This is a genomic window from Streptomyces sp. NPDC059398 (genome assembly GCF_042751845.1).
Taxonomy (GTDB): domain Bacteria; phylum Actinomycetota; class Actinomycetes; order Streptomycetales; family Streptomycetaceae; genus Streptomyces.
On record NZ_JBHYWP010000007.1, the window covers coordinates 44341 to 66316 of the forward strand.

General features: G+C 70.9%; 21 protein-coding genes and 1 pseudogene. 12 read left to right on the forward strand and 10 right to left on the reverse strand.

All coding sequences use genetic code 11. The features are described 5' to 3' along the window. Nucleotides 1-135 precede the first annotated feature (135 nt). From galE to ACFXBC_RS04690, 7 genes are all read left to right on the forward strand, one after another. Nucleotides 136-1140: a UDP-glucose 4-epimerase GalE gene (gene galE / locus ACFXBC_RS04660; RefSeq protein ID WP_385018650.1), complete on the forward strand. Its 1005-nt coding sequence runs from the start codon at nucleotides 136-138 to the stop codon at nucleotides 1138-1140. A 231-nt stretch (nucleotides 1141-1371) separates the two neighbouring features. Next, nucleotides 1372-2223 (forward strand): aldo/keto reductase, encoded by an 852-nt coding sequence (locus ACFXBC_RS04665; RefSeq protein WP_385018773.1) that lies wholly within the window; start codon nucleotides 1372-1374, stop codon nucleotides 2221-2223. Nucleotides 2224-2497: 274 nt separating this feature from the next. Continuing rightward, nucleotides 2498-5461, forward strand: a complete 2964-nt coding sequence (locus ACFXBC_RS04670; protein ID WP_385018652.1) for a BTAD domain-containing putative transcriptional regulator — start codon at nucleotides 2498-2500, stop codon at nucleotides 5459-5461. A gap of 220 nt (nucleotides 5462-5681) precedes the next feature. Next, nucleotides 5682-6896, forward strand: a complete 1215-nt coding sequence (gene mqnC, locus ACFXBC_RS04675; protein WP_385018654.1) for a cyclic dehypoxanthinyl futalosine synthase — start codon at nucleotides 5682-5684, stop codon at nucleotides 6894-6896. Nucleotides 6897-6903: 7 nt separating this feature from the next. Beyond that, nucleotides 6904-7416: a hypothetical protein gene (locus ACFXBC_RS04680; protein ID WP_385018656.1), complete on the forward strand. Its 513-nt coding sequence runs from the start codon at nucleotides 6904-6906 to the stop codon at nucleotides 7414-7416. 111 nt (nucleotides 7417-7527) lie between these two features. Next, complete coding sequence (locus ACFXBC_RS04685; protein ID WP_385018658.1) at nucleotides 7528-8133, forward strand: Uma2 family endonuclease; 606 nt, start codon at nucleotides 7528-7530, stop codon at nucleotides 8131-8133. Between the two features lie 88 nt (nucleotides 8134-8221). Continuing rightward, entirely contained in the window at nucleotides 8222-8920 is a 699-nt protein-coding gene (locus ACFXBC_RS04690) for a demethylmenaquinone methyltransferase (RefSeq protein ID WP_385018660.1), read from the forward strand. Between the two features lie 14 nt (nucleotides 8921-8934). On the opposite strand, the gene ACFXBC_RS04695 is transcribed toward ACFXBC_RS04690, so the two are convergent. Continuing rightward, entirely contained in the window at nucleotides 8935-9453 is a 519-nt protein-coding gene (locus tag ACFXBC_RS04695; protein WP_385018662.1) for a GNAT family N-acetyltransferase, read from the reverse strand. Nucleotides 9454-9552: 99 nt separating this feature from the next. Between ACFXBC_RS04695 and ACFXBC_RS04700 the strand changes: the two genes are divergently transcribed. Continuing rightward, nucleotides 9553-10836, forward strand: coding sequence for a geranylgeranyl reductase family protein (locus ACFXBC_RS04700; protein ID WP_385018663.1), 1284 nt, complete (start codon nucleotides 9553-9555; stop codon nucleotides 10834-10836). A gap of 78 nt (nucleotides 10837-10914) precedes the next feature. On the opposite strand, the gene ACFXBC_RS04705 is transcribed toward ACFXBC_RS04700, so the two are convergent. From ACFXBC_RS04705 to ACFXBC_RS04720, 4 genes are all read right to left on the reverse strand, one after another. Continuing rightward, nucleotides 10915-11907, reverse strand: coding sequence for a hypothetical protein (locus ACFXBC_RS04705; RefSeq protein WP_385018665.1), 993 nt, complete (start codon nucleotides 11905-11907; stop codon nucleotides 10915-10917). Between the two features lie 199 nt (nucleotides 11908-12106). After that, nucleotides 12107-13366, reverse strand: coding sequence for an MFS transporter (locus tag ACFXBC_RS04710; RefSeq protein WP_385018667.1), 1260 nt, complete (start codon nucleotides 13364-13366; stop codon nucleotides 12107-12109). Between the two features lie 113 nt (nucleotides 13367-13479). After that, nucleotides 13480-14208 (reverse strand): DUF4232 domain-containing protein, encoded by a 729-nt coding sequence (locus ACFXBC_RS04715; protein WP_385018669.1) that lies wholly within the window; start codon nucleotides 14206-14208, stop codon nucleotides 13480-13482. Between the two features lie 210 nt (nucleotides 14209-14418). After that, complete coding sequence (locus tag ACFXBC_RS04720; RefSeq protein ID WP_385018671.1) at nucleotides 14419-15168, reverse strand: SDR family NAD(P)-dependent oxidoreductase; 750 nt, start codon at nucleotides 15166-15168, stop codon at nucleotides 14419-14421. Nucleotides 15169-15263: 95 nt separating this feature from the next. On the opposite strand from ACFXBC_RS04720, the gene ACFXBC_RS04725 reads away from it, so the two are divergent. Together ACFXBC_RS04725 and ACFXBC_RS04730 are read left to right on the forward strand one after the other, a co-directional pair. Then, nucleotides 15264-15872: a TetR/AcrR family transcriptional regulator gene (locus tag ACFXBC_RS04725; RefSeq protein WP_385018673.1), complete on the forward strand. Its 609-nt coding sequence runs from the start codon at nucleotides 15264-15266 to the stop codon at nucleotides 15870-15872. A gap of 425 nt (nucleotides 15873-16297) precedes the next feature. Next, nucleotides 16298-17455: a Cmx/CmrA family chloramphenicol efflux MFS transporter gene (locus ACFXBC_RS04730; RefSeq protein WP_385018675.1), complete on the forward strand. Its 1158-nt coding sequence runs from the start codon at nucleotides 16298-16300 to the stop codon at nucleotides 17453-17455. Here ACFXBC_RS04730 and ACFXBC_RS04735 read toward each other — a convergent pair. The 3 genes from ACFXBC_RS04735 to ACFXBC_RS04745 form a co-directional block, all read right to left on the reverse strand. Further along, nucleotides 17406-17810, reverse strand: a complete 405-nt coding sequence (locus ACFXBC_RS04735) for a hypothetical protein (protein WP_385018677.1) — start codon at nucleotides 17808-17810, stop codon at nucleotides 17406-17408. The genes ACFXBC_RS04730 and ACFXBC_RS04735 overlap by 50 nt on opposite strands. A gap of 248 nt (nucleotides 17811-18058) precedes the next feature. Further along, nucleotides 18059-18256: a DUF397 domain-containing protein gene (locus ACFXBC_RS04740; protein ID WP_385018679.1), complete on the reverse strand. Its 198-nt coding sequence runs from the start codon at nucleotides 18254-18256 to the stop codon at nucleotides 18059-18061. Between the two features lie 11 nt (nucleotides 18257-18267). Next, nucleotides 18268-19122 (reverse strand): helix-turn-helix domain-containing protein, encoded by an 855-nt coding sequence (locus ACFXBC_RS04745; RefSeq protein ID WP_385018681.1) that lies wholly within the window; start codon nucleotides 19120-19122, stop codon nucleotides 18268-18270. A gap of 256 nt (nucleotides 19123-19378) precedes the next feature. On the opposite strand from ACFXBC_RS04745, the gene ACFXBC_RS04750 reads away from it, so the two are divergent. Continuing rightward, nucleotides 19379-19828 (forward strand): ATP-binding protein, encoded by a 450-nt coding sequence (locus ACFXBC_RS04750; RefSeq protein ID WP_385018683.1) that lies wholly within the window; start codon nucleotides 19379-19381, stop codon nucleotides 19826-19828. A 69-nt stretch (nucleotides 19829-19897) separates the two neighbouring features. Here ACFXBC_RS04750 and ACFXBC_RS04755 read toward each other — a convergent pair whose 3' ends face one another. Beyond that, on the reverse strand, nucleotides 19898-20098 hold the full coding sequence (locus ACFXBC_RS04755; protein WP_385018685.1) for a DUF397 domain-containing protein: 201 nt from the start codon (nucleotides 20096-20098) through the stop codon (nucleotides 19898-19900). 291 nt (nucleotides 20099-20389) lie between these two features. Between ACFXBC_RS04755 and ACFXBC_RS04760 the strand changes: the two genes are divergently transcribed. Next, the gene (locus tag ACFXBC_RS04760; protein WP_385018687.1) at nucleotides 20390-21514 is read left to right on the forward strand and encodes an FAD-dependent oxidoreductase; all 1125 of its coding nucleotides are present in this window, start codon (nucleotides 20390-20392) and stop codon (nucleotides 21512-21514) included. A 65-nt stretch (nucleotides 21515-21579) separates the two neighbouring features. On the opposite strand, the pseudogene ACFXBC_RS04765 reads toward ACFXBC_RS04760, so the two are convergent. Then, nucleotides 21580-21976 (reverse strand): annotated as a pseudogene (locus tag ACFXBC_RS04765) (saccharopine dehydrogenase); the annotation flags it as partial.

A 21976-nucleotide genomic window follows, 5' to 3' on the forward strand; every position in this document is an offset into this window, starting at 1 on the left:
AGGGGGCGTTCGGCGGATTCCGTGCCAGGTACGGGAGGCGTGACCCGGTCGTGGCGAATCCGTCGTGGGGCGGAGGTTTCACGCGTTCCGCGGGGCCGTGTGCATGTGCGACGCGGCTCGGGGAGAATCCCGCGTATGACCAAGGTTCTGATCACCGGCGGTGCCGGATTCATCGGCAGTACCGTCGCTTCCGCCCTCATCGAACAGGGCATCACCCCGGTCATCCTCGATGACCTTTCCAAGGGGCGCCGGGAGTTCGTACACGGCCGTGACTTCTACCAGGGCGACATCGCCGACCAGGCCCTGCTTGACAAGGTGTTCGCCGACCATCCCGACATCGACGCGACCCTGCACTGCGCCGCCAGGATCGTCGTCCCGGAGTCGGTCGAGCGGCCGCTGCACTACTACCGGGAGAACGTCGCCAAGACCGTCGACCTCCTTGAGGCCCTCCAGCGCAATGGCTGCGGTCGCGTCGTCTTCAGCAGCTCCGCCTCCATCTACGCGCCCACCGCCGACGCCCGGGTTGACGAGAGCTGCCCGGTGGCCGCTTCGAGCCCCTACGCCCGTACCAAGCAGATGATGGAGCAGGTGCTCCAGGACTGGACGGTCGCGGCCCCCGTACGAGTCATCGCGTTGCGGTACTTCAACCCGGTCGGGGCCGACCCCCAGCTGCGTACGGGGTTGCAGGACCTGCACCCGACCCACGCGCTGGGAAAGCTCATCGAGGCGTACACGGAGGGGACGCCGTTCACCGTGACCGGCGTGGACTGGGCCACCCGGGACGGCAGCGGTATCCGTGACTACATCCATGTCTGGGATCTCGCCCGCGCGCATGTCGCGGCCCTCACACGCTTCGACGAGGTCGTCGGGCCCGCGGCCGACGACCGGTACCGGGTCATCAACGTCGGCACCGGACTGGGCACCACCGTGCGGGAACTCGTCACGGCCTTCGAGGAGGCCGTGGGGGAGACCCTCGACGTCCGGGAGGCGGGTCCGCGCCCAGGGGACGTGATCGGCTGTTACACCGCAAGCGACCGGGCCCGTGAACTCCTGGGCTGGGAAGCGCACAAGAGCATGGTGGAAGGTGTACGGGACGCACTGGCGTGGCGGGCGAAGTGGGCTGCCCAGGTGGCCGGTTGAGCAGGTGGCGGTCGGTTGACCGTTCCACCGGTTGACGGGACGATGCCGGGCGGTGGGCTTCGCGCGGCGGGGATGTGGTGCGCGACGCGGGGAACCAGGCACGAACGCAGGAACGGGGAGAGCGTGAACTTGAATGTGAACAACACCGTGTCGGACGCCCAGGCGTCGGACGCCGCCCTCGCATCGGGCACTGACGCGTCCGGTACCGCCGCATCGGGCGCCGGCGCCTGGATGCTCGGTGACCGGAGCGTGAACCGGATAGGTCTGGGCACCATGCGCCTCACCGGCAGCTCGGCCTTCGACCTCGGAGAGCCCGGGGACCGCGACGTATCGGTCCGGGTGCTCCGCCGCGCCGTCGAACTCGGCGTCAACCACATCGACACCGCCTCGTTCTACTTCTCACGGCTGCGCTCGGCCAACGAGCTGCTCAACACCGCCCTGTCCCCGTACCCGGATGACCTGGTCATCGTCACCAAGGTCGGACCCGGCCGCGACCCCTCGGGCGAGTGGTACGAGGCCACGCCCGAGCAGCTGCGCGGCCAGGTGGAGGAGAACCTGCGCCAGCTTGGCCGCGACCACCTCGACGTGGTCAACTTCCGCCGGATGTCCGAGGACTCGATCGCCGAGCACTTCGGCGCGCTCGCCGACCTCCGTGACGCCGGGCTGATCCGGCACCTCGGGATCTCCAGCGTCAGGCCGGAGCATCTGGCCGAGGCGCAGGCCATCGCGCCGGTGGTGTGCGTACAGAACCAGTTCAGCCTCGATGTCCGGAGGAACGGCGAACTGCTGCGCCAGTGCGGGGAGCAGGGCATCGCGTTCGTGCCCTTCTTCTCGATCGCCGGGGAGGGGCGTGACGAGGGCGCCGGGGCGAGGGGCGGGGAGAGCACGGCCGTACGTGAGGTCGCCGCGGCCCACGGTGTGTCCGCCGCCCAGGTCCGCCTGGCGTGGACGCTGCGGCAGGGGCGCCATGTCCTGGCGATCCCGGGCACCGGCAACCCCGTACATCTGGAGGAGAACGTGGCGGCGGGGGCGCTGCACCTCACCAGTGAGGACATGGATCTGCTGCAGACCGCCGGGGGCTGAGAGGGGCCAGGGGGCGGGGCCGGTCCCGTGACGGGCTCCGCCCGGTCTGCGGTACGCAATCGGGGCAAGCGTCAACGGTTCTGTCATTTCGGGCACGTTGTGTCCTCCGGGCCCCTGTCTGGCCTTCGAAACCCTCCGTACCATCTCGATAGGCTCGCCGAGTACCGCGCAGTACGTACCGAGCACCCAAGCACCAAGCACCCAAGCACCAAGCACCCAAGCACCAAGCACCCCGACGATCCCGAACCCGCTCCCTCCCCACAGGAAACCCGCCATGGCGCGCAATACTCCCGGTTCGACGGGCCCGACCAACCGGACGCCCCAGCCTCTGCCCCGCCAACGGACCGCGGGTGACTTCGCCAAGGCGTTCTTCGCGTTTCTCGCCCTCGCGGGGCTGCTGCTCGCCGTGCCGCTGGCCCTGTCCACGCAGGGCTGGCCGCTGCCGCACGGCATGCCGTCCTTCGACATGGTGCAGCAGCAGATCACCGTCGATACGTTCGTGCACATCCTGGTCTGCGTGGTGTGGCTGGCCTGGGCGCAGTTCGCCGCGTGCGTCATCGTCGAGATCAAGGCCGCCGTCTCCGGTGTCGGGATGCCCTCGCACATTCCCGGTGCGGGTCCGAGCCAGTTGCTGGCGCGGCAGCTCATCGCCGCGCTGCTCCTGGTCAGCGCCACCGCCGCGAGCTTCGCGCCGGGTATCTCACAGCTGGGGCAGTCCCTGGAGTCGACGCACAAGCCGACCGTCGCCGCCGCGCAGCAGGCCCCGGGGATCGGGGTCGCGCAGCAGGCGCAGGCAGCGGTGGCCTCGCAGGCCGACGCGCAGGCCCACGCCGAGCAGGCGAACGCGAGGACCGGGGCCGAGGGGGCGACGAAGTTCTACCGGATCAGCCCGCCCGAGGGCCGCCACCACGACTCGCTCTGGGAGATAGCCCAGCGCCACCTCGGGGACGGCCGCAGGTACAAGGAGATCTACCAGCTCAACAAGGACCGGATGCAGCCCGACGGCACCAAGCTGTCCGAGGCGAGTCTGATCCGGCCCGGCTGGATCATGGAGATGCCGGCCGACGCCCACGGCGGCGAGGTCGTGGAGATGCCCGACCAGGCGCCCAAGGTCTCCGAGCAGGTACGCCACCAGATCGACCAGTACGCCAAGTCCGGCAACCACCAGCAGCAGCCCGCGCAGCACCAGGGCGGCAGCCGCGGCGACAGCCCGACGGCGCAGATCTCCGTACCGGAGCAGCGCCTTCCGAACGCGCCCTCGACGGGCAACACGCCCTCGACGGGCAACGCGCCCGGCGCCGGATCGGGCGCCGTCGCCGAGGCCCCTGCGCAGAGCTCCGGGTCAGGGTTCGGCCTCTCCACCGCCCTCATCGGCGCCCCGCTGCTCGCCGCCGGTGTGCTCGGCGCGCTGGGCCGCCGCCGCCGCATGGCGCTGTGGCAGTCGGCGATGACCGCGGTGGCGGGCCGGCGCGGTATGGAGCCGCCGGTCCCGACCGGCGACGAGGCCGATGTGCACGACGCGCTGCTCGTCGGGGCCGACCCCGACGCCGTCCGCTTCCTCGATCTGGCGCTGCGCGGGCTCTCCGCCTCGCTCGGCCGGGAGAGCCGTCCGCTGCCTGTCGTGTACGCGGCGTGGCTCACCGACGACGACCTGCACCTCCAGCTCGCCCAGCCCTCGGGGACCCCGCCCGCGCCCTGGGAGCAGGGCCAGGACCAGACGTTCTGGCGCCTTGAGCGGTCGGCCGTCGCGGCGTACGAGGGGATCGACCCGGACACCGCGGCCGCCCCGTACCCGGGTCTGGTCAGCCTCGGCACCCGGGACGACGCACGGCTGCTGCTGAACCTGGAGGCCGTGCCCGGTCTCGTCGCGCTCACCGGAGCCGACGCCGACCGCGCGGCCGTCCTCTCGTCCGTCGCCGCCGAACTCGCCACCAACGGCTGGTCGGACCGGATGACCGTCACGGTCGTCGGCTTCGGCGCGGAGCTGAGCCCGCTGGCCCCGACCCGGCTGCGCCACCTCGCCTCCGTCGACGAACTCGTCGAGACGCTCGGCGCGGAGGTCGGGCAGCGCCGCAGCGCGCTCGGCGCGGCGGGCCACGACTCGGTCCTCACCGGGCGGACCGGACCCGCCCAGCAGACCCGCTGGGCCCCGCATCTGGTGCTGGTCGCGGACGAGCCCACCGCCGATGAGGCCACCGCGCTCGCCGAACTGACCGCCGACTCCGGCCGGTTGGGCATCGGCTGTCTGATCGGCGCTGGTTCGGATGGTCAACTGCCGGGCGCAACATGGGACTTGCAGATCACGGGTGAGGGGAGGCTGCTCGCGCCGCTGCTCGGTCTCGAACTCGACGCGCAGCTGCTTCCGCAGGCCCAGCACGAAGCGGTCGTACGTCTCTTCGCGGACGCCGACCCGGACGGCGAAGGGCCGGAACCGGCCCGCCCGTTCCTGGTCGACATCACCGAGCAGGGCCGCCCCGCGGTGTACGCGCGGCTGGTCGGCCCGTACGAGATCATCGGCCTGGACGCCCCGGACAGCGAGCGTAGCGCCCTGCTGCACGAAGCGCTCGCGCTGCTCCTGCTGCACCGCGAGGGCGTCCACCCGCGGGTCCTCGCCTCCGCGATGTGGCCGCGGGGAGTCACCCCCGAGGTGTGCGACGCGCTCATCGAGCGGCTGCGGCTCTGGCTCGGCACGGACGAGGACGGCTCGGCCCGGCTCCGTACGGACAGCACCGGGCGGCTCATGCTCGCCCCGTCCGTCGTCTCCGACCTGGACGTGCTCCGCTCGCTGCACCACGAGGCGACCGAGGGCCGGGGCGCACGGCGCGCCTCGGTGCGGGAGCGGCTGCTCACCGACGCGCTCGGGCTGGTACGGGGGCCGCTGCTCGCCGACCGTACGGAGGGCCGCTACACCTGGCTGACCCACGAGATCATCGACACCCAGCTGCCGCTGCTCGTGGCGGACGTGGCGCTGGCCCTGTCGGCGCACCACCTGGAGCAGGAACAGCCGGAGAAGGCGATCGCCGCGCTGCGGGCGGCGGTCTCCGGATCGTCGGCCGACGAGCGGTTGTGGAACGAGATGCTGCGCGCGACACACGCGACGGGCGACGAGGCGCGGCTGCGGGAGCTGGCGGCGGACCTGGTGGTACGGGGCGGGGAGCGGGGGGTGCCGCCGCGTACGGAGGCGCTGCTGGACGAGTTGCTTCCGGGGTGGCGTGGGGGTGTTGCGGCGGCGGGGTGACCTTACGCGTGGCGGGGTGCGGGTGCGGTGGTGCGGGCCTTTCGGGGCTCCGCCCCGGGCCCCGGTCCTCAATCGCCGGACGGGCTTGGTTGTGCCGCCGGTGCCCTCTGGACATGCTTGAGCGCCGTATGTATCCGGACAAAGGGGGCGCAGGATTTCGTGCGGGGCCCTGGCGTAGGCTGGATCGGTCGTCTGTAGCCCCTTGGGAAGGACCCGCCCGGTGACCGAGAACGCCGACCTTACGTCTGTAAATGTCGCAGCCGTCCTCGACCGTGCCGCCGCAGGCGGGCGCATCACCCCCGAGGAAGCGGTCGTGCTGTACCGCGACGCCCCGCTGCACGCGCTGGGCGCGGCGGCCGATGCCGTACGGCGCCGGCGGTATGCCGGGACCGAGCACATCGCCACGTACATCATCGAGCGCAACATCAACTACACGAACCTCTGCGTCACCGCCTGCAAGTTCTGCGCCTTCTACGCGGCCCCGAAGGACACCGAGAAGGGCTGGACGCGCGACCTCGACGACATCCTGCGCCGCTGCGCCGAGACCATCGAGCTCGGTGGCACGCAGATCATGTTCCAGGGCGGGCACCACCCCGACTTCGGTGTGGAGTACTACGAGGAGCACTTCGCGGCGATCAAGAAGGCCTACCCGGAGCTGGTCATCCACTCCCTCGGGGCCTCCGAGGTCGAGCACATGGCGCGTATCTCCAAGGTCTCGGTCGAAGAGGCCGTCTCGCGGATCCACGCGGCCGGGCTCGACTCCTTCGCGGGCGCGGGCGCCGAACTGCTGCCCGCGCGGCCCCGTACGGCCATCGCACCGCTCAAGGAGTCCGGCGAGCGGTGGCTGGAGATCATGGAGGTGGCGCACGGCCTGGGCGTCGAGTCCACGTCGACCATGCTGATGGGCACCGGCGAGACCAACGCCGAGCGCATCGAGCACCTCCGCATGATCCGTGACGTGCAGGACCGGACGGGCGGGTTCCGTGCCTTCATCCCGTACACCTACCAGCCCGAGAACAACCACCTGAAGGGCCGGACGCAGGCCACCCTCTTCGAGTACCTGCGCATGATCGCCATCGCCCGGCTCTTCCTCGACAACGTCGCCCATATCCAGGGCTCCTGGCTGACGACCGGCAAGGAGGTCGGCCAGCTGTCGCTGCACTACGGCGCGGACGACCTCGGCTCGATCATGCTGGAGGAGAACGTCGTCTCGTCGGCCGGTGCCAGGCACCGGTCGAACCGGATGGAGATCATCGACCTCATCCGCAAGGCCGGCCGCGTTCCCGCGCAGCGCGCGACGACGTACGAGCACCTGGTCGTGCACGAGGACCCGGCGAACGACCCGGTCGACGACCGCGTCGTCTCGCACATCTCGTCCACGGCGATCGAGGGCGGCACGGCCCACCCCGAGCTGAAGCTCCTCGACGCCAACTGAGGCCCCGTTGCTGACGCTTCACCGGGCGCGCGCGGACGCGGTCGTCATCGACGGCGACCGTATCGCGGCGCTCGGCCCGTACGAGGAGCTGGAGTCGGTGTACGGGGAGCGGGCCCGGCTGCGCAGCTGGGACGGGGTGCTCACCCCCGGCCGTCACGAGCCGGACGCGCCCGCGCTCCTCGAAGCGGCCTACTGGCCCGACCCCCGCGAGGACCTCGGCCCCGACCCGCTGACCGGCGACGCCCTGGCCGCGCTCGGCATGACCGAGGTCCGCTGGGGTGCGAGCGCCCGGCGCGGCCTGCAACGGCTGCTGGCGGCGGGGACCACGTCGCTCGCCGGCCCCTTCGCCCGCCCGGCGGTCCGCACCGCCGTCGAGCGCTCGGGCCTCACGGTGACCACCGGGACCGGCGCCCCGCGCCCCCTCGCGGTCTCCGGGCGGGCCGACTTCGCGGTGTACGGCGATGACGGGAGCTGTCTCGTGACGTGCGTCGCGGGGCGGATGGTGCACCGGGCGCGGTGACGGCCTACCCGTCAATGGCGCGCTACCGGCTCACGACTTCGGGTGACGGTACCGTCGTACACAGGACCGCATTCCCTCTCTCCGTTCACACTCAGGTCCATGGGAGCAGTCATGGCTATCGCACGCCGGGCGGAACAGGCCACCGAGGACAACTGGATGTTCCCGCCCCCCGCGGGGTGGGTCGTCGAGCAGGTGACGGATCTCGAGCTGCCCTTCGACTGGGAACTCGTGGACGGAGTGATCGTGGCCCGTGGGCAGACAAAGGTGTGGCACAACCGGGTGCGCGACAGCATCGCACGCCGTCTGGAGGACGCACGGGCCGAACCGTACGCCGTCCTCACCGAGCAGTGCGTCCTGGTGGATCCGTACAACGCGCCGCGCCCCGACGTGATCGTCTACGACCCCACCGGGCTGGACGTCTTCGAGCTGGAGTGCATCCCGGTGAGCCGGGTCGCCCTCGCGGTCGAGGTGGTCTCGCCCGAGTCCCGGCAGGACGACCGGGTGCGCAAGCCGGCGCTCTTCGCGGAATCCAAGATCCCGTACTACTGGCGGGTCGAGCTGGGCAAGGACGACGGCCTGAGCATTCACGAGTACTGGCTGCACCACGAGCGGCATGAGTACATCCCCGCGGTCACCCACCCGGTGCACACCAAGCGGCTGGTCACGGACCAGCCGTTCGCCGTCGAGTTCGACGTGTCCGCGCTGCTGGAACTCTGAGCCTTCCCGTGCGCGGCGGCACGCCGTTCTGCCACGCGGGTACGACCCTGTGGCCGCTCTCCATGGGGACGCACGACACAATGGCCGGGTGACCCGAGCATCCCTGGACAAGCAGCCGCACGAAGTCGCCTCGATGTTCGACGACGTGGCGGCGAACTACGACCTCACCAACGACGTGCTGTCCCTCGGGCAGACGCGGCTGTGGCGCAAGGAGGTGGCCCGGGCCGTCGGGGCCCGGCCCGCGCAGAAGATCCTCGATCTGGCCGCCGGGACCGCGACGTCCTCGCTGCCGTTCGCGCAGACCGGTGCGTACGTCGTGCCCTGCGACTTCTCGATCGGCATGCTCCGGGTCGGCAAGGAGCGCCATCCGCACCTCCCGCTGACGGCCGGTGACGCGACGAAACTGCCCTTCCGCGACGGGGTCTTCGACGCCGTGACGATCTCCTTCGGGCTGCGCAACGTCCAGGAGACGGATGCCGCGCTGCGGGAGCTGTACCGGGTCACCAAGCCCGGCGGGCGGGTCGTGATCTGCGAGTTCTCGCAGCCCACCTGGGCGCCGTTCCGTACCGTCTACACCGAGTATCTGATGCGGGCGCTGCCCCCGGTGGCGACCGCCGTCTCGTCCAACCCGGACGCGTACGTCTATCTCGCCGAGTCGATCCGCGCCTGGCCCGACCAGCCCGCGCTCGCCGCCCGCCTCCAGCAGGCAGGCTGGGCGGATGTCGCCTGGCGGAATCTGACCGGCGGCATCGTCGCCCTGCACCGGGGCTTCAAGCGGACCGACTGAGACCGGCGGCAGGCTCAGTCTGTCGACAGGTCCAGCCGGAAGCAGTGGCCCGTCCGCTTCGACACCGGAGTCGTGAAGGTCTCGTGCAGCTCCATGCCGAGCCGCCGGGTCACCGCGACCGACCGGGCGTTCTCGGCGTCGACCATCGCGAACACCTCACCGACACCGGCCGCCCGTACCCGCTCCAGCGTCATACGGGCGGCCGTCGTCACATAGCCGTGGCCCCAGTGGGCCCGCCCGAGCCGCCAGCCGATCTCGACCTGGCCGACCGGGCCGAAGTTCTCGTACGGCCAGGGCTGCGCGCCGGTGAAGCCCAGCACCTCGCCGTCCCCGTCGAGCACCGTCCACAGGCAGAAACCGCGCTCCGCGTCGTGTCTGCGCTGCCGTGCGGTCAACTCCTCGTACTCCGACAACTCCTTCGACGCACCCCCGTGGAACTCCATGACGTCGGGGTCGTCGAACACCCGGTGCCAGGCGTGGGCGTCCTCCTCGGTGGGGACGCGGAGCCGGACGACCGGCGCGGGCTTGTTCACTTCGCAGAACCCTTCAGCTGATCGATCAGGAGGTCCCCATAGACTGCACCTGTCCAGTGCCCCGTGGCACGTGAAATCGAGTCTTCCGGAGTTCCCGCCGTGACCGAGCCCCTCTCCGAGCACACCGCAGATGTGATCGTCGTCGGGGCAGGCCCTGCCGGCTCGACGACCGCGTACTACCTGGCCAAGGCGGGGCTCGACGTCCTGCTCCTGGAGAAGACCGCCTTCCCGCGCGAGAAGGTCTGCGGTGACGGCCTGACGCCGCGCGCCACCAAGCAGCTGGTCTCCATGGGCATCGACATCTCCGAAGAGGCCGGCTGGCTGCGGAACAAGGGCCTGCGGATCATCGGCGGCGGCGTACGCCTCCAGCTGGACTGGCCGGAGCTCGCCTCGTACCCGGACTACGGACTGGTCCGCAAGCGGGACGACTTCGACGAGCAACTGGCGCGCCAGGCACAGAAGGCGGGCGCCCGGCTGCACGAGCGGTGCAACGTCGGCGCCCCGATCACCGACCCCCGTACCGGCCGGATCACCGGCGTCAACGCCAAGATGGGCGAGGAGAAGACCCCGGTCACCTTCCACGCCCCGCTGGTGGTCGCCGCCGACGGCAACTCCACCCGGCTCTCCATCGGCATGGGCCTGCACCGCCGCGACGACCGGCCGATGGGGATCGCGGTCCGTACGTACTTCACCTCGCCGCGTCACGACGACGACTACCTGGAGTCCTGGCTGGAGCTGTGGGACCGGCGCGGTGCCCAGGAGCGGCTGCTCCCCGGGTACGGCTGGATCTTCGGCATGGGCGACGGCACCTCCAACGTCGGCCTCGGCATCCTCGACTCGTCGGCCGCCTTCCGGGAGCTGGACTGGCGTGAGGTGCTGAAGACGTGGTGCGCGTCGATGCCGGAGGACTGGGGATTCGTCCCCGACAACATGACGATGCCGATCCGTGGCGCAGCCCTGCCGATGGCGTTCAACCGGCAGCCGCACTACACCAAGGGCCTGCTGCTCGTGGGCGACGCGGGCGGCATGATCAACCCGTTCAACGGTGAGGGCATCGCGTACGCCATGGAGTCCGGCCAGATCGCGGCCGACGTGATCGTCCAGGCCACGGCGCGGGCGACCCCGGCGCAGCGTGAGATGGCGCTGCACAACTACCCGAAGATCCTCAAGGAGACCTACGGCGGGTACTACACGCTGGGCCGCGCCTTCGTGAAGCTGATCGGCAACCCGAAGGTGATGAAGCTCATCACCGAGCGCGGTCTGACCCACCCGGTGCTGATGAAGTTCACCCTCAAGATGCTGGCGAACCTGACGGATCCGACGGGCGGGGACGCGATGGACCGGATCATCAACGGGCTGTCGAAGGTGGCCCCGAACTCCTGACGGCGGGGCCTGCCGCCTCCGCGGAGCTCCTTCCCCGGCGCCGGGCGCCGGGGAAGGCTCATGCGCGGCGGTGTTCCGTCAGCCGACGGCCTTCCAGTGGTCGTACGCGCTGACCATCTGGTAGGTGCGGTCGGGGCAGTAGAAGGAGCCGGCCGGGGAGTCGTAGGCGGTGTCGGAGTTGTCCGCCGACGCGCGGGTCCAACTGCCGTTGATCCGGACCGTTATGTTGCTGGACTCGAAGGTCTGGCCCGCCATGTCGACACAGGCGTCCGAGCGGCCCGAGCTGCCGACCGAGGAGTACAGCTCGTTGATGTCCCAGCCGGTGTCGCGCCCCGACTGGTTCTGGCCCGACTGGCTGAAGAGGGTGTCCCAGGAGCCGGTCCGGTAGTTGTAGAGCTGCGAGGTCCAGGCGTTGGTGGCGGCGTCGGTCTTGATGACGCGGCCGGTATACGCGCTGGACGAGCCGTCCGTGTAGGTGCTCAGGAAGGTGCTGTCGATGGGCACCGACGCCTCGAAGGCGACGCTGCCGCACCAGTCCCAGGCCGAGACGGAGGGGCCGGACTGCGTGTAGACGGTGACCAGTTCGATGCAGGAGCCGCCCGCCGGGTACATGGTGGGGGTGTAGATCGTCGTGGAGCCGCTCCGGACGTGCAGGGCCGTGGACACCGACTGGGTCGCGCAGGAGCCGTCGCTGCCCGCGATCGCCTTGAAGGACGTGCCCTGGGCCGGGTGGATGTCGGTCGCCAGCGTGCGGTCCGGTGCGCCGCCCCGCAGGGGGCCCTTGTCGGGCAGGCCGGACGCGGGGTAGCCGCGGGCCTCGCGGTGGGGCGTGGTCAGGGCGGCGAGCTGATGGTGCACCTGGGTACGGGAGAGCGCCCCGCCGACCGTACGGCCGGATGCGGCGCCCGCGGACGCGCAGACCGCGGCGGCCTGTTGGTGCGCGGTGGCGGTGGCGGTGGCGGTGTGGCCCGGTACGGGTGCGGCGTCGGCGGTGGCGCTGCCGAGACCGCAGGCCAGGAGCAGCAGAGTGGTGGCGCCGAGCGCGGCTGCCGTGGATGTCAGACGTCTCACGGGGATGCGTTCCTCTCAGGGTGGGGGCCGAGGAGTACGCGGAAAACCATGCTCATGACAGATCGCTGAGTCAATCGAAACGGGAATCTTTGGCCAGCTCTTGTCTGATTGCGACAGCACGGATTGCGGCAGGCCGGATAACGGCCGTCCCGATTGCGGCCGTCCCGATTGCGGCCGTTCCGGCTGGGGCCGTTTCCGATTACGGCAGCGGGGAGGCGGTCGGTTCGGGTTCGGGTTCGGGTTCGGGTCGTGGTGCGGGGGCGCGCCGGGGGAGCAGCAGCGGGGTCGCCAGGAGGAGCAGACCGGCGACGGCGATCGCGGTGCGGGGGCCGGTGACCGCGGCCAGCAGGCCCCACAGGGCGGTCATGGCAGCGATGGAGGTCTTGCTGGTGACCGACCAGGCGGAGAGCGTACGGGCGATCCGGTCCGGCGCGGTCTGTTCGAGGCGGTAGGTGGCGAGCACCGGGTTGAACACCCCGGAGCAGGTGATCAGCCCCAGCTCGACGGCCATCACGAGCACCAGCCCGGCCACGCCCGGCCCGACGAAGGCGAGTCCGACCGACCAGCAGGCCCGCAGTGCCCCGGCGGTCAGCAGGACCCGGTGCTGCCCGAACCGCGCGACGAGCCCGCGGGCCACCCGGGAGCCGATCAGACCGCCGACGCAGGGCCCGGCGAAGGCAAGACCGTACTGCCAGGGGGCGAAGCCGAGGTGGCCGAGCATCAGCACGGAGAGCAGCGGTGAAACCGCCATGATCAGGCCGTTGTTCAGGATCGAGTTGAAGAACAGCGGGCGCAGCACCGGGTGGTGGAGGATGTACCGCCATCCGTCGAGGAGGTCACCGGCGCGCAGCCGCGGTGCGGCGGGCCGCTCCGGGTGCGGCTCGTCGCCGCCTATCGCGCGGATTCCGGCGGCGGAGAGCAGATAGCTGACCGCGTTGGCCAGGACGGTCAGTACCGGGCCGAACATGCCGATCGCGGCCCCGCCGAGCGGCGGTCCGAGCATGGTGGCGGTCCAGGTCGTGGACTCGAACCGGCCGTTCGCGACGAGCAGGTCCTCCGGCCGTACGAGCGCCTTAAGGAAGGCGCCGCTCGCCGCCGTGAACGCGATGTCGGCCGCGCCGACCAGGACCGAGACGACCAGCAGCTGGGCGAAGCTGAGCAGACCGAACGCGTAGGCGGCCGGGACGGTCAGCAGCGCCGCGAAGCGGACCAGGTCCATCGTGATCATCACCGGCCGCTTGCGGCGGAACTCCACCCAGGGGCCGAGCGGCACCGCCACCACCGCGCCGACCGCAAGACCGGCGGCGGCGAGCAGGGACACCTCGGTCGCCCCGGCGTGCAGGGCGAGGATCGCGATCAGCGAGAACGAGTCGAAGGCGAGCCAGGTGCCGAGTGTGCTCACCGCGTACGCCGTCCAGAGCCACCCGAACTGCCGCCCCAGCGACTGCCTGAACGCCATGTCCGCCCCACCTCCCGCTCACTTCGCTCTCTCGCCAGGACAACCTAGCGCCGGCCTCTGACATCGGAGCGGGAGGTGCACCCCGCGCGGGAGCGCGGGCGTTGCTGCTGGGCTCACTTGCCCGAGCCGGTGTGGTAGCCGATCGGGTCGACGTAGACGTCGGGGGCGTTGCCGCTGGACGGGGAGACGGTGATGGCCAGCTTGCCGAGGTTGACGATCTCCGAGACCCGCTCGTTGGGCGGGGTGACGTCGAGCCGGGTGTAGGTCTTGCCCGAGCCGCTGGTGTCGGGGATGTAGTGGAGCAGGAAGCGGGTCTCCTCGCCGTGCGCGATGGTGACGGCGGAGCCGGAGGTGTCGGTGCGGGCGGCGTCCGGGCCGGTGTCGCCCAGTCCGTCGGGGCCGATCAGCTGGACGCCGGGGAAGCCGTGCATGGTGCACGCGCTGGGGCCGGTGTTCTTCATGTTGACGACGATCTCGTTCTTGGCCCCCGTGGAGGCGGTGCTGAGAGCGAGGTGGTCGGCGTCGCACGTGGCGGCCGACGTCGCGGACTGGGTCTTGGTGGTGAGGTTGCTGCCCTTGCCGGAGCCGCCGTTGCCGGAACCGGCGGAGGAGCCGGACGCCGAGGAGCCGGAAGCGGACGCACCGGACGCGGACGAACCTGACGACGAGGAGTCCGAGGAGCCCGAGGCCGTGCTCTTGTCGCCGGTGGAACTGCCGGCGGAGTTGGAGCTGTTGGTGTGGGCGGCGGAAGCGCTCGGTCCGTCGCTGCTGCCGCACGCGGTCAGCGAGAGGCCGGCCGCGGCGACGACGAGGGCGAGAGCGGAGATCTTCTTGACGCGCATCGGTACTCCAAGGAAGCGGTGTCGTCACGCTCGCTCCGGCTGAGCGAGCGTTGTTGCTTCTTTGGATCTCCCCGGACGGGTGAGTTGTTCGCGGCCGGGTCCCATCAAGACGCCCCTGTGACATGCGAGTCGAATCGCCGTGACGGAAGAGCGGAGGAAGCGGGACAGTCCGGGCGCCGGGCCCCGGGGGACGCGGACCCGGCCCGCCGGTCAGATCTGGTTCTCGCCGCCGTCGACGTACAGGTTGGCACCGAGGACGAAGCTGCTCTGCTCGGAGGCGAGGAACGCCACCGCGCTGGCGACCTCGTCCGCGCGCCCGATCCGGCCGAGCGGGACACCTGCGGCAAACCGCGACCTGGTGGCGGATATGTCCTCCGTACCGGCCAGGCCGTCGAGTCCAGGGGTGTCGATGGTGCCGGGGGAGACCGCGTTGACCCGGATGTTCCGGTCCTTGAGCTCGTTGGCCCAGGTCCGGGCGAAGGACCGGATCGCCGCCTTGGACGCCGCGTACGTACCGAACGCTGCGACCCCGTCGTCGGCGCGCACCGAGGCGTTGAGGATCACCGACGCGCCCTCGTTGAGCAGCGGCAGTGCCTTCTGCACGGTGAACACCGTGCCCCGCACATTGACGCCGAAGATCCGGTCGAAGTGCTCCTCGGTGATCTGCTCCAGCGGTGCGAGCGAGGCACTGGCCGCGTTCGCGAAGAGCACGTCCAGGCCGCGGCCCCGGGCGCGGACCGCCCCGTACAGCCGGTCCAGGTCGGCGAGGTCCGAGATGTCACCCGCCACCGCGGTGGCCCTCTCCGGGCCGATGGCCTCGACGGCCGCGTCCAGCGCGGACCTGCGCCGGCCGGTGATGAAGACATGTGCGCCATCGGCCGCCAGCCGTACGGCGGTGGCCAGACCGATGCCGGTGCTGCCTCCGGTGACGACGGCTGTCCTGCCTTCGAACTGTCCCATGCGAACGACCTCCGTGAAAGTTCGGTACCGATCGGTACGGAATGAGACCGTAGCACTTCCGTACCGATCGGTGCGGAAAGAGTAGGGTGGGTGGCATGGAGTCCCCGCAGAAGGCGCCGGTCGGCCGGCCGAGAGGTTTCGACGCCGACGAGGCCCTCGAACGCGCCATGCGGGTCTTCTGGGAGCAGGGTTACGAAGGGGCCGGACTCACCGACCTGACCAGCGCCATGGGCATCACCCGCACCAGCATGTACGCGGCTTTCGGCAACAAGGAGGAGCTGTTCCGGAAGGCCCTGGAGCGCTATACGGAAGGCCCCGCCTCGTACGGGGAGCGGGCGCTGCGGGAGCCGACCGCCCGGGAGGTGGCCACCGCGTTCCTGACCGGCTCCGTCCGCGCCACCACCCGCCCCGGCTGCCCCGCCGGCTGTCTCGGCGTCCAGGGCTCCCTCGCCGCCGGTACCCAGGGGCGCAACGTCCGCGACCTCCTCACCGCCTGGCGCGAACAGGCCATTTCCCGCCTCCATGACCGGTTCCGGCAAGCCCTCCGGGAGGGCGACCTGCCTGCGGACGCCGATCCCGGGGTGCTCGCCCGTTACCTCATGACCGTGGCGAACGGCATCGCAGTCCAGGCCGCGGGCGGCGCCACCCGGGACGAACTCCGTCAGGTGGCGGAGACGGCGCTGCGAAGCTGGCCGTCCGCCTGAGAGTCGCCCGCGGCTTTAAGCACTGGCATGGCCGCCACCCCTGCGGATAGCGTCATCCCATGTCCAGCCCCGAGTCCGACAGACCGAGGCCACCGGTGTTCCGGTGGCCGAGCTCCTGCTGACCGAGACCGGCTGACCCACGGGGTCAGGGGCATCTCATCGCACGGCTCCGTCGCCGCCGGTTCACCCCGGGTACGGGCCGCTTCCTCCTCGGCCGCGCGCTGAAGCGCCGCTCACCGAGTCATGTCCCGGAGGTTCGCTCCGGGCACTCTTCCGCGTCACCGCCCGCCGGACCTCCCGGCGACGTATGACGTACGCGGCCCCCTCCCCGTACACCGGCCCGCCCGTCCACGACGGTTCCGTCCCGAGGTCTCTCCACGGTCTCGCGGTCTCAAGGTCTCAAGGTCTCAAGGGGTCTGTCTCCCATGCCATTTGCTGTCTACGTCCTGGGGCTCGCGGTCTTCGCCCAGGGCACATCGGAGTTCATGCTGTCCGGGCTCCTCTCGGACATCGCCACCGACCTGCACGTCTCACTCTCCGCAGCCGCTCTGCTGACTTCGGCCTTCGCCGTCGGGATGGTGATCGGCGCGCCTCTCATGGCGCTCTTCAGCCGCACCTGGCCCCGGCGTCGTGCGCTGCTGCTGTTCCTCTCCGCCTTCGTCGCGGTGCATGTCATCGGGGCGCTCACCCCGGGGTACGGAGTCCTCCTCGCGACCCGTTTCGTGGGCGCCCTCGCCAACGCGGGCTTCTGGGCCGTGGCGCTGGCGACCGCTGCCGCCCTGGTGCCCGGGCAGTTGAAGGCGCGGGCCACGGCCGTCGTGGTCGGCGGGGTCACGGTCGCCTGTGTGGTCGGGGTGCCGGCCGGGGCGGTGCTGGGGGAGCGGTGGGGGTGGCGGTCGGCGTTCTGGGCGGTCGCGCTCGTCTCCGTACCGGCGGTCCTGGCGATCCTCCGGATCATCCCGGCCGACCGGCCCGCCACCGAACCCGTCCCCGCCCGTACCGAACTGCGGGCCCTGGCCCGCCCCGCCCTCCGGCGCACGCTGGTCACGATGGTCCTGGTGCAGGGGGCGACCTTCTGTACGTGCTCCTATCTGGAGCCGCTCCTCACCCGCGAGACCGGGCTCGGCGCCCGGTGGGTGCCCGTCGCGCTCGCGCTCTTCGGGGTGGGCTCGTTCCTCGGCGTCACCGTCGCGGGCCGGTTCGCGGATCTCCGGTCCACGGCCCTGATCGCCGGTGGCATGGCCGCGCTGACCCTGGGCTGGAGCGCCCTCGCCCTGACGGCGGGCAGCCCGGCTGCGGCCCTCGCCCTGGTCCTGACCCAGGGGGCGTTCGCCTTCGGTACGGGTACGGCGCTGATCGCCCGCGTCATCGCCCAGGCCCCAGAAGCCCCGTCCCTCGCGGGCGCGTTCTCCACGACCGCCTTCAACCTGGGCGCCACCCTTGGCCCTTGGGCGGGCGGTCTGGCCCTGGACACCGGTTTCGGCTACCGGGCGCCGGTCTGGGTGAGCGGTGCGCTGATGGCGTGTGCGCTGGTCACGGCAGGGGTACGGCGGGTGCGGGCCCGGGCGACGGGTCGAGCGTGAGGTAGCGCAGGGGGCGCACGGCCCATTCGAGGTGGCGGCCCTTGCGGAGCAGCAGGACGAATCCGCAGGGCTCGCCCCGGTGCAGCGCGGCGAGCGCGGGCAGCCAGCCGCCGTGCTCGGACCAGCGCAGGGCGCGGGCCGCTTCGCGCGGTGGCAGGCCGAGTACGTGGCTGGTCCGGAGCTGGGCGCGGATCGTACGGATCGCCTCGCGGGGCGTGGCGAGGACCCGCAGGTCAACGGGCTCGGGCCGGAACCCGTTCGCGGGCCCGTACCGCAGCACCTCCAGCCGGAAGCCGAGCGCGACCCGGGCGTCGGCGGTGTGCGGGGGAGGGGGTGTGTGGGGTGACGTACGCATGGCCGACCGTCCGATCGCAGCGTCTGGGAGTCCGGAGCGCCTGCCTCAACTGGGGTGTGGGCAGGCGGGGTTACGTTGCCCGGGGCGCGGCGCGGTTGCTGCTGCGGCCTTGGTGGCGACGTACGGTGACGGTAGCGTCACCGTTGCGGGCTCCGCAAGTATGCTCCGGAGCATTCATGCTTCCGGGTACGCGCGAAGGCCCTCGCCGCGGGGGGCAGAGGGCCTTCGGGGGTGGACCGGCGGGCCGGCTACTGGGCGAAGTGGTCGAACTCGCCTGCCTTGACGCCCTGGATGAACGCCGCGAACTTCTCCCGGCTGGTGGCGGCGACCGCGCTCGGGTCGTCGCTCTCGCGCATCAGGATCTCGCCGGCGTGCTCGGCGATCTCGACACACTGTTCCTGGCCGTTGGAGAAGGATGACTTCTGCCACGCAATTGCTTTGTCCATGCCGCCGATTCTCACATGTCCCGTGCGATGTGGTGAATGAAGCTGCGCGACTCCGAGGGCTCCAGTGAGGCTTGCTTCGCGACGTCGAGTTGCAGGCGATATCTGTGGACATCCGCCGCAGCGTCCAGGTAGAGCCCACGGATCGGGGTGTCGATGTGCACCGTGTCCAGCTGCGGAACGACCCCGCCCGCGTACAGCACGGTCTGGGTGATGTCGATGAACCGGTCGAGAGCGAATGGGACCACCTGCACGGTCACATTCGGCCGGTCTGTCGCCTCCACGAGGTGTTGCAGTTGTTCGCGGGCGATTTTGCGCCCGCCCACGCGCATGCGCAGCGCTGCTTCATGTACGACGACTTGGAATTCGGGCGGCTGCTCCCTATCGAGCACAGACTGCCTGCGCATCCGGTGTTCCAGTCGGGCTGCCACGTCGTCCTCGGGCAGCTTGGGGAGGACCGCGTCGAACAGTGCCTGGGCGTAACTGTGTGTCTGGAGCAGTCCGGGAAGAGTCACTGACTGGAGACAGTGCATGTAACGGGCGTGGTGCTCCAGCTCGGCCATATTCAGGAATCCGGGCGCGAGTACGCCCCGGTACTCGTCCCACCAGAACTGGCCCCGGTGCTCCCGCGAGATGGCGCACAGCGCCTCGACGAGCGCTTCGTCGTCGCAGGCGTAGAAGCTGGCCAGTCGGCGGATGCGGTCCTCACCGATACCGGTGCGGCCTGCCTCGATGTGGCTGATCTTGGCCTGGTCGGTCGAGATCAGCCCGGCGGCCTCCCGGGCGGTCTTGCCGGCGCGTTCACGCAGCTTCCGCAGTTCACCGCCCAGGCGTACCTGGCGGCCGGTCGGGTTGTCCCTTGGCGGCATGTCACCTTCCCCTGTCCGTGCCCAGTTTGGCCTGTCGTGGCGTAACCGGTCCACTCGGTCGTGTGAACCGTGGCGACAAGCTTGCTCCGGAGTCTCTGTGCCCCTACGGTCCTCACTGTACGGAGTTCTCTGCTGACATTCCGAAGTGCAGCCTCCCGCTTGCCAGTTCACGGCAGGCCGGGCGGGCCATGCCACGGGCCGCGGAGGGCGATCCGCGCTGCGGCCGAGACCGGCAACACGTAAGGGAGACCACGAGATGACCCCCGTACCCACCCGCCCCGTACCCCGCCCGCCCCTGCCGCAGCGTGGAGTCTCCTACCGGCTGGTCGCGCCCAACAGCCCGACCGCGCCCGGGATCGTGCGGGACTTCCTCGGAACCCTGCTACGGGCGACCGGTCACGCCGGACTGGTGGAGGACGGGCGCCTCTGTGTGAGTGAGGTCGTCACCAACGTGTACTGCCATACCCGCTCGCCACTCGTCCGGGTGGATGTCACGGTCAACCGGAACCGAGTGACGGTGTACGTCACGGACGACGATCCGGCGTCGCTGCCCTGGCGCGGGTACCCGGAACACATGCCGTGCGCCGAACACGGCCGGGGTCTCGTCCTCGTGGAAGCCCTCGCAGCCCGCTGGGGAACCAGGGCCAACGGCGAACCCGTACCGGAGTCCAAGTCCGTCTGGTTCACGCTCGAAACGGCCTGGTGAACGAAGGGGGCGCACAGTGGCCGGGGCCTGGGCCCTTCTCGTGCCGTTCCGTGCGCTCCGTACGGAAGGTCAGATGAGGTGGTCGAACTCTCCGGCCTTCACGCCCAGGACGAAGGCGCGCAGCTTCTCGACGCTGGTCGTCACCACTACGGCGGGGTCGTCGCTCTCGCGCATCTTGATCGAGCCGTCAACGGGTGCCAGCTCGATGCAGCTCTGATTGTTGTCTGGTCCCGAGAATGAGGACTTCTGCCAGTTGATTGCGTCGGTCATGTTGGTTGACTCCCAGTTCCGGTGCGATGCGGTGGATGGGTTGGGCCGACTTCGTCGGGCTGAGCGAGCTTGGTCCTGTGTGTACACCCCGAGCGACTGCTTGCGCCAGGGGGCCGGGTCCGGTTCGGGGAGCGCGACCCCGGTGTAGAGCCTGTCGGTCAGCAGATCGGCGATCGACTCAGGGGGTCTCCCGACCCCCTGCGACTTGATACGAACTAAGTTCGTTAAGTAGAACTTAGATCATCAAGGCGAACTAAGTTCGTATGCGTGTCGATGGCCTGGAGGTGTGTGATGCGGGTTTCCGTTGTCGGAGCCGGTCTGGGGGGCCTGGCTCTCGCGCAGGGACTGCGTGGTGCCGGGATCGAGGCCGACGTGTTCGAGCGCGACCCGGGGATCGGCGCACGGTTTCAGGGCTACCGGCTGGTGCTGGACCCGATCGGATTCCGGGCGGTGCGCGACTGTCTGCCGACGCGCTGGCATCCGCTGCTGGACGAGATCGTCATGGACGCCTCCGCCGAGCAGATGATCCTGGACCCGCAGCTGAACGAGATCGGCAGGCTCGGCGCGGGCCGGACCGGCATCGTGGTCGACCGGCAGGTGCTGCGACACCTGTTGCTGACCGGCCTCACCGTGCACACCGACGCCGCGCTGACCGGCTACGACGTGCTGGGCGACGGCAAGGTCCAGGCCCGGTTCGCCCGCCGCGACCCGGCCACCGCGGACCTGCTCGTCGGCGCGGACGGTGTCACCTCCGTGGTCCGCGGGGTGTTGTCGCCGCAGACCACCCCGACCGACACCGGCGTCCGGTTCGTCATCGGCCGCACCCCGCTGACCGACGAGTTCGCCGGTCTGTCCATGGCGTACGGCTCGAAGATCACGGACGGCGGGGTCAGCCTGCTGCTCGGCGCGATGCGCTTCCGTACCCCGCCCAGGCAGGCGGCCGAGCGACTGGCCCCCGAGGTCACGCTGCCCGACATCGGCGACTATGTGCGCTGGGCCATGATCCTGCCGTCGAACGGCTCGCTGGGGGACCTGTCCGCGCAGGACGCCGTGCTGTCCCGGATGGAAGGGTGGCACCCGGAACTGCGTGCGCTGATCGAGCAGGCCGACCCGGACAACAGCACCCTGTTGTCCATCCGGGCCGTCGAGCCCGGCGAGCGCTGGGCGTCAGGCCCGGTCACGCTGCTCGGCGACGCGATCCACGCCACATCGCCGACCGGCGGCAACGGCGCGAACACCGCGCTGCGCGACGCCGACCTGCTGCGCCGCTGCCTGAGCGAGGCAGGCGAAGGCCGCGAGGAGCTGCTCGGCGCGGTCGACGCGTACGAGCGGCAGATGTTCGCGTACGGCGCCGAGGCCGTGCGCAGCAGCCTTGAGAAGCTGCCCGCCTTCGCCCCCGGGGCGAGACTGTCCTGAGGCCGAAGCCCACCCCGGACGACCGGCCGGACCGCCCGCCCGCTCGTGGCCGGCCCCCGCCCCGCTCAGTCCCCTCGCCGCGCGGCCACCCTGAACCGCAGTCCGGCGCGCTCCAGCCGGGCCCGCAGGGTCGGACCCATGGCGACGGCGGGGGTCAACTGGCCTGCCAGGGCGGGGAGTTCGTCGAAGGCGAGGCAGAGCGCGGACTCGCCGAGGATCTTCGCGGTCTCGTCGTAGCCCGGGTCCCCGCCCGACACCTCGGTGCAGACGCGCCGGCCTCCGCCCTCGCCGACGAACCGGACGCTGAACCAGCTGCGGGCCCGGCGCTCATCGGACGGGCCGTCGCCCGGGGCGAGGCGGCCGGAGATCCAGCGCCGGGCGGCGGGGAGCTGGGCGGGGGGGGCCCCCCCCCCCCCCCCCCCCCCCCCCCCCCCCACCACACCACACACCCCCCGACCCCCC

Coding starts and splice junctions, on each gene's coding strand:
- galE (WP_385018650.1), top strand. CDS start 136: ATGACCAAGGTTCTGATCACCGGCGGTGCCGGATTCATCGGCAGTACC.
- ACFXBC_RS04665 (WP_385018773.1), top strand. CDS start 1,372: ATGCTCGGTGACCGGAGCGTGAACCGGATAGGTCTGGGCACCATGCGC.
- ACFXBC_RS04670 (WP_385018652.1), top strand. CDS start 2,498: ATGGCGCGCAATACTCCCGGTTCGACGGGCCCGACCAACCGGACGCCC.
- ACFXBC_RS04685 (WP_385018658.1), top strand. CDS start 7,528: ATGGCTATCGCACGCCGGGCGGAACAGGCCACCGAGGACAACTGGATG.
- ACFXBC_RS04710 (WP_385018667.1), bottom strand. CDS start 13,366: ATGGCGTTCAGGCAGTCGCTGGGGCGGCAGTTCGGGTGGCTCTGGACG.
- ACFXBC_RS04715 (WP_385018669.1), bottom strand. CDS start 14,208: ATGCGCGTCAAGAAGATCTCCGCTCTCGCCCTCGTCGTCGCCGCGGCC.
- ACFXBC_RS04720 (WP_385018671.1), bottom strand. CDS start 15,168: ATGGGACAGTTCGAAGGCAGGACAGCCGTCGTCACCGGAGGCAGCACC.
- ACFXBC_RS04725 (WP_385018673.1), top strand. CDS start 15,264: ATGGAGTCCCCGCAGAAGGCGCCGGTCGGCCGGCCGAGAGGTTTCGAC.
- ACFXBC_RS04730 (WP_385018675.1), top strand. CDS start 16,298: ATGCCATTTGCTGTCTACGTCCTGGGGCTCGCGGTCTTCGCCCAGGGC.
- ACFXBC_RS04735 (WP_385018677.1), bottom strand. CDS start 17,810: ATGCGTACGTCACCCCACACACCCCCTCCCCCGCACACCGCCGACGCC.
- ACFXBC_RS04740 (WP_385018679.1), bottom strand. CDS start 18,256: ATGGACAAAGCAATTGCGTGGCAGAAGTCATCCTTCTCCAACGGCCAG.
- ACFXBC_RS04745 (WP_385018681.1), bottom strand. CDS start 19,122: ATGCCGCCAAGGGACAACCCGACCGGCCGCCAGGTACGCCTGGGCGGT.
- ACFXBC_RS04750 (WP_385018683.1), top strand. CDS start 19,379: ATGACCCCCGTACCCACCCGCCCCGTACCCCGCCCGCCCCTGCCGCAG.
- ACFXBC_RS04755 (WP_385018685.1), bottom strand. CDS start 20,098: ATGACCGACGCAATCAACTGGCAGAAGTCCTCATTCTCGGGACCAGAC.
- ACFXBC_RS04760 (WP_385018687.1), top strand. CDS start 20,390: ATGCGGGTTTCCGTTGTCGGAGCCGGTCTGGGGGGCCTGGCTCTCGCG.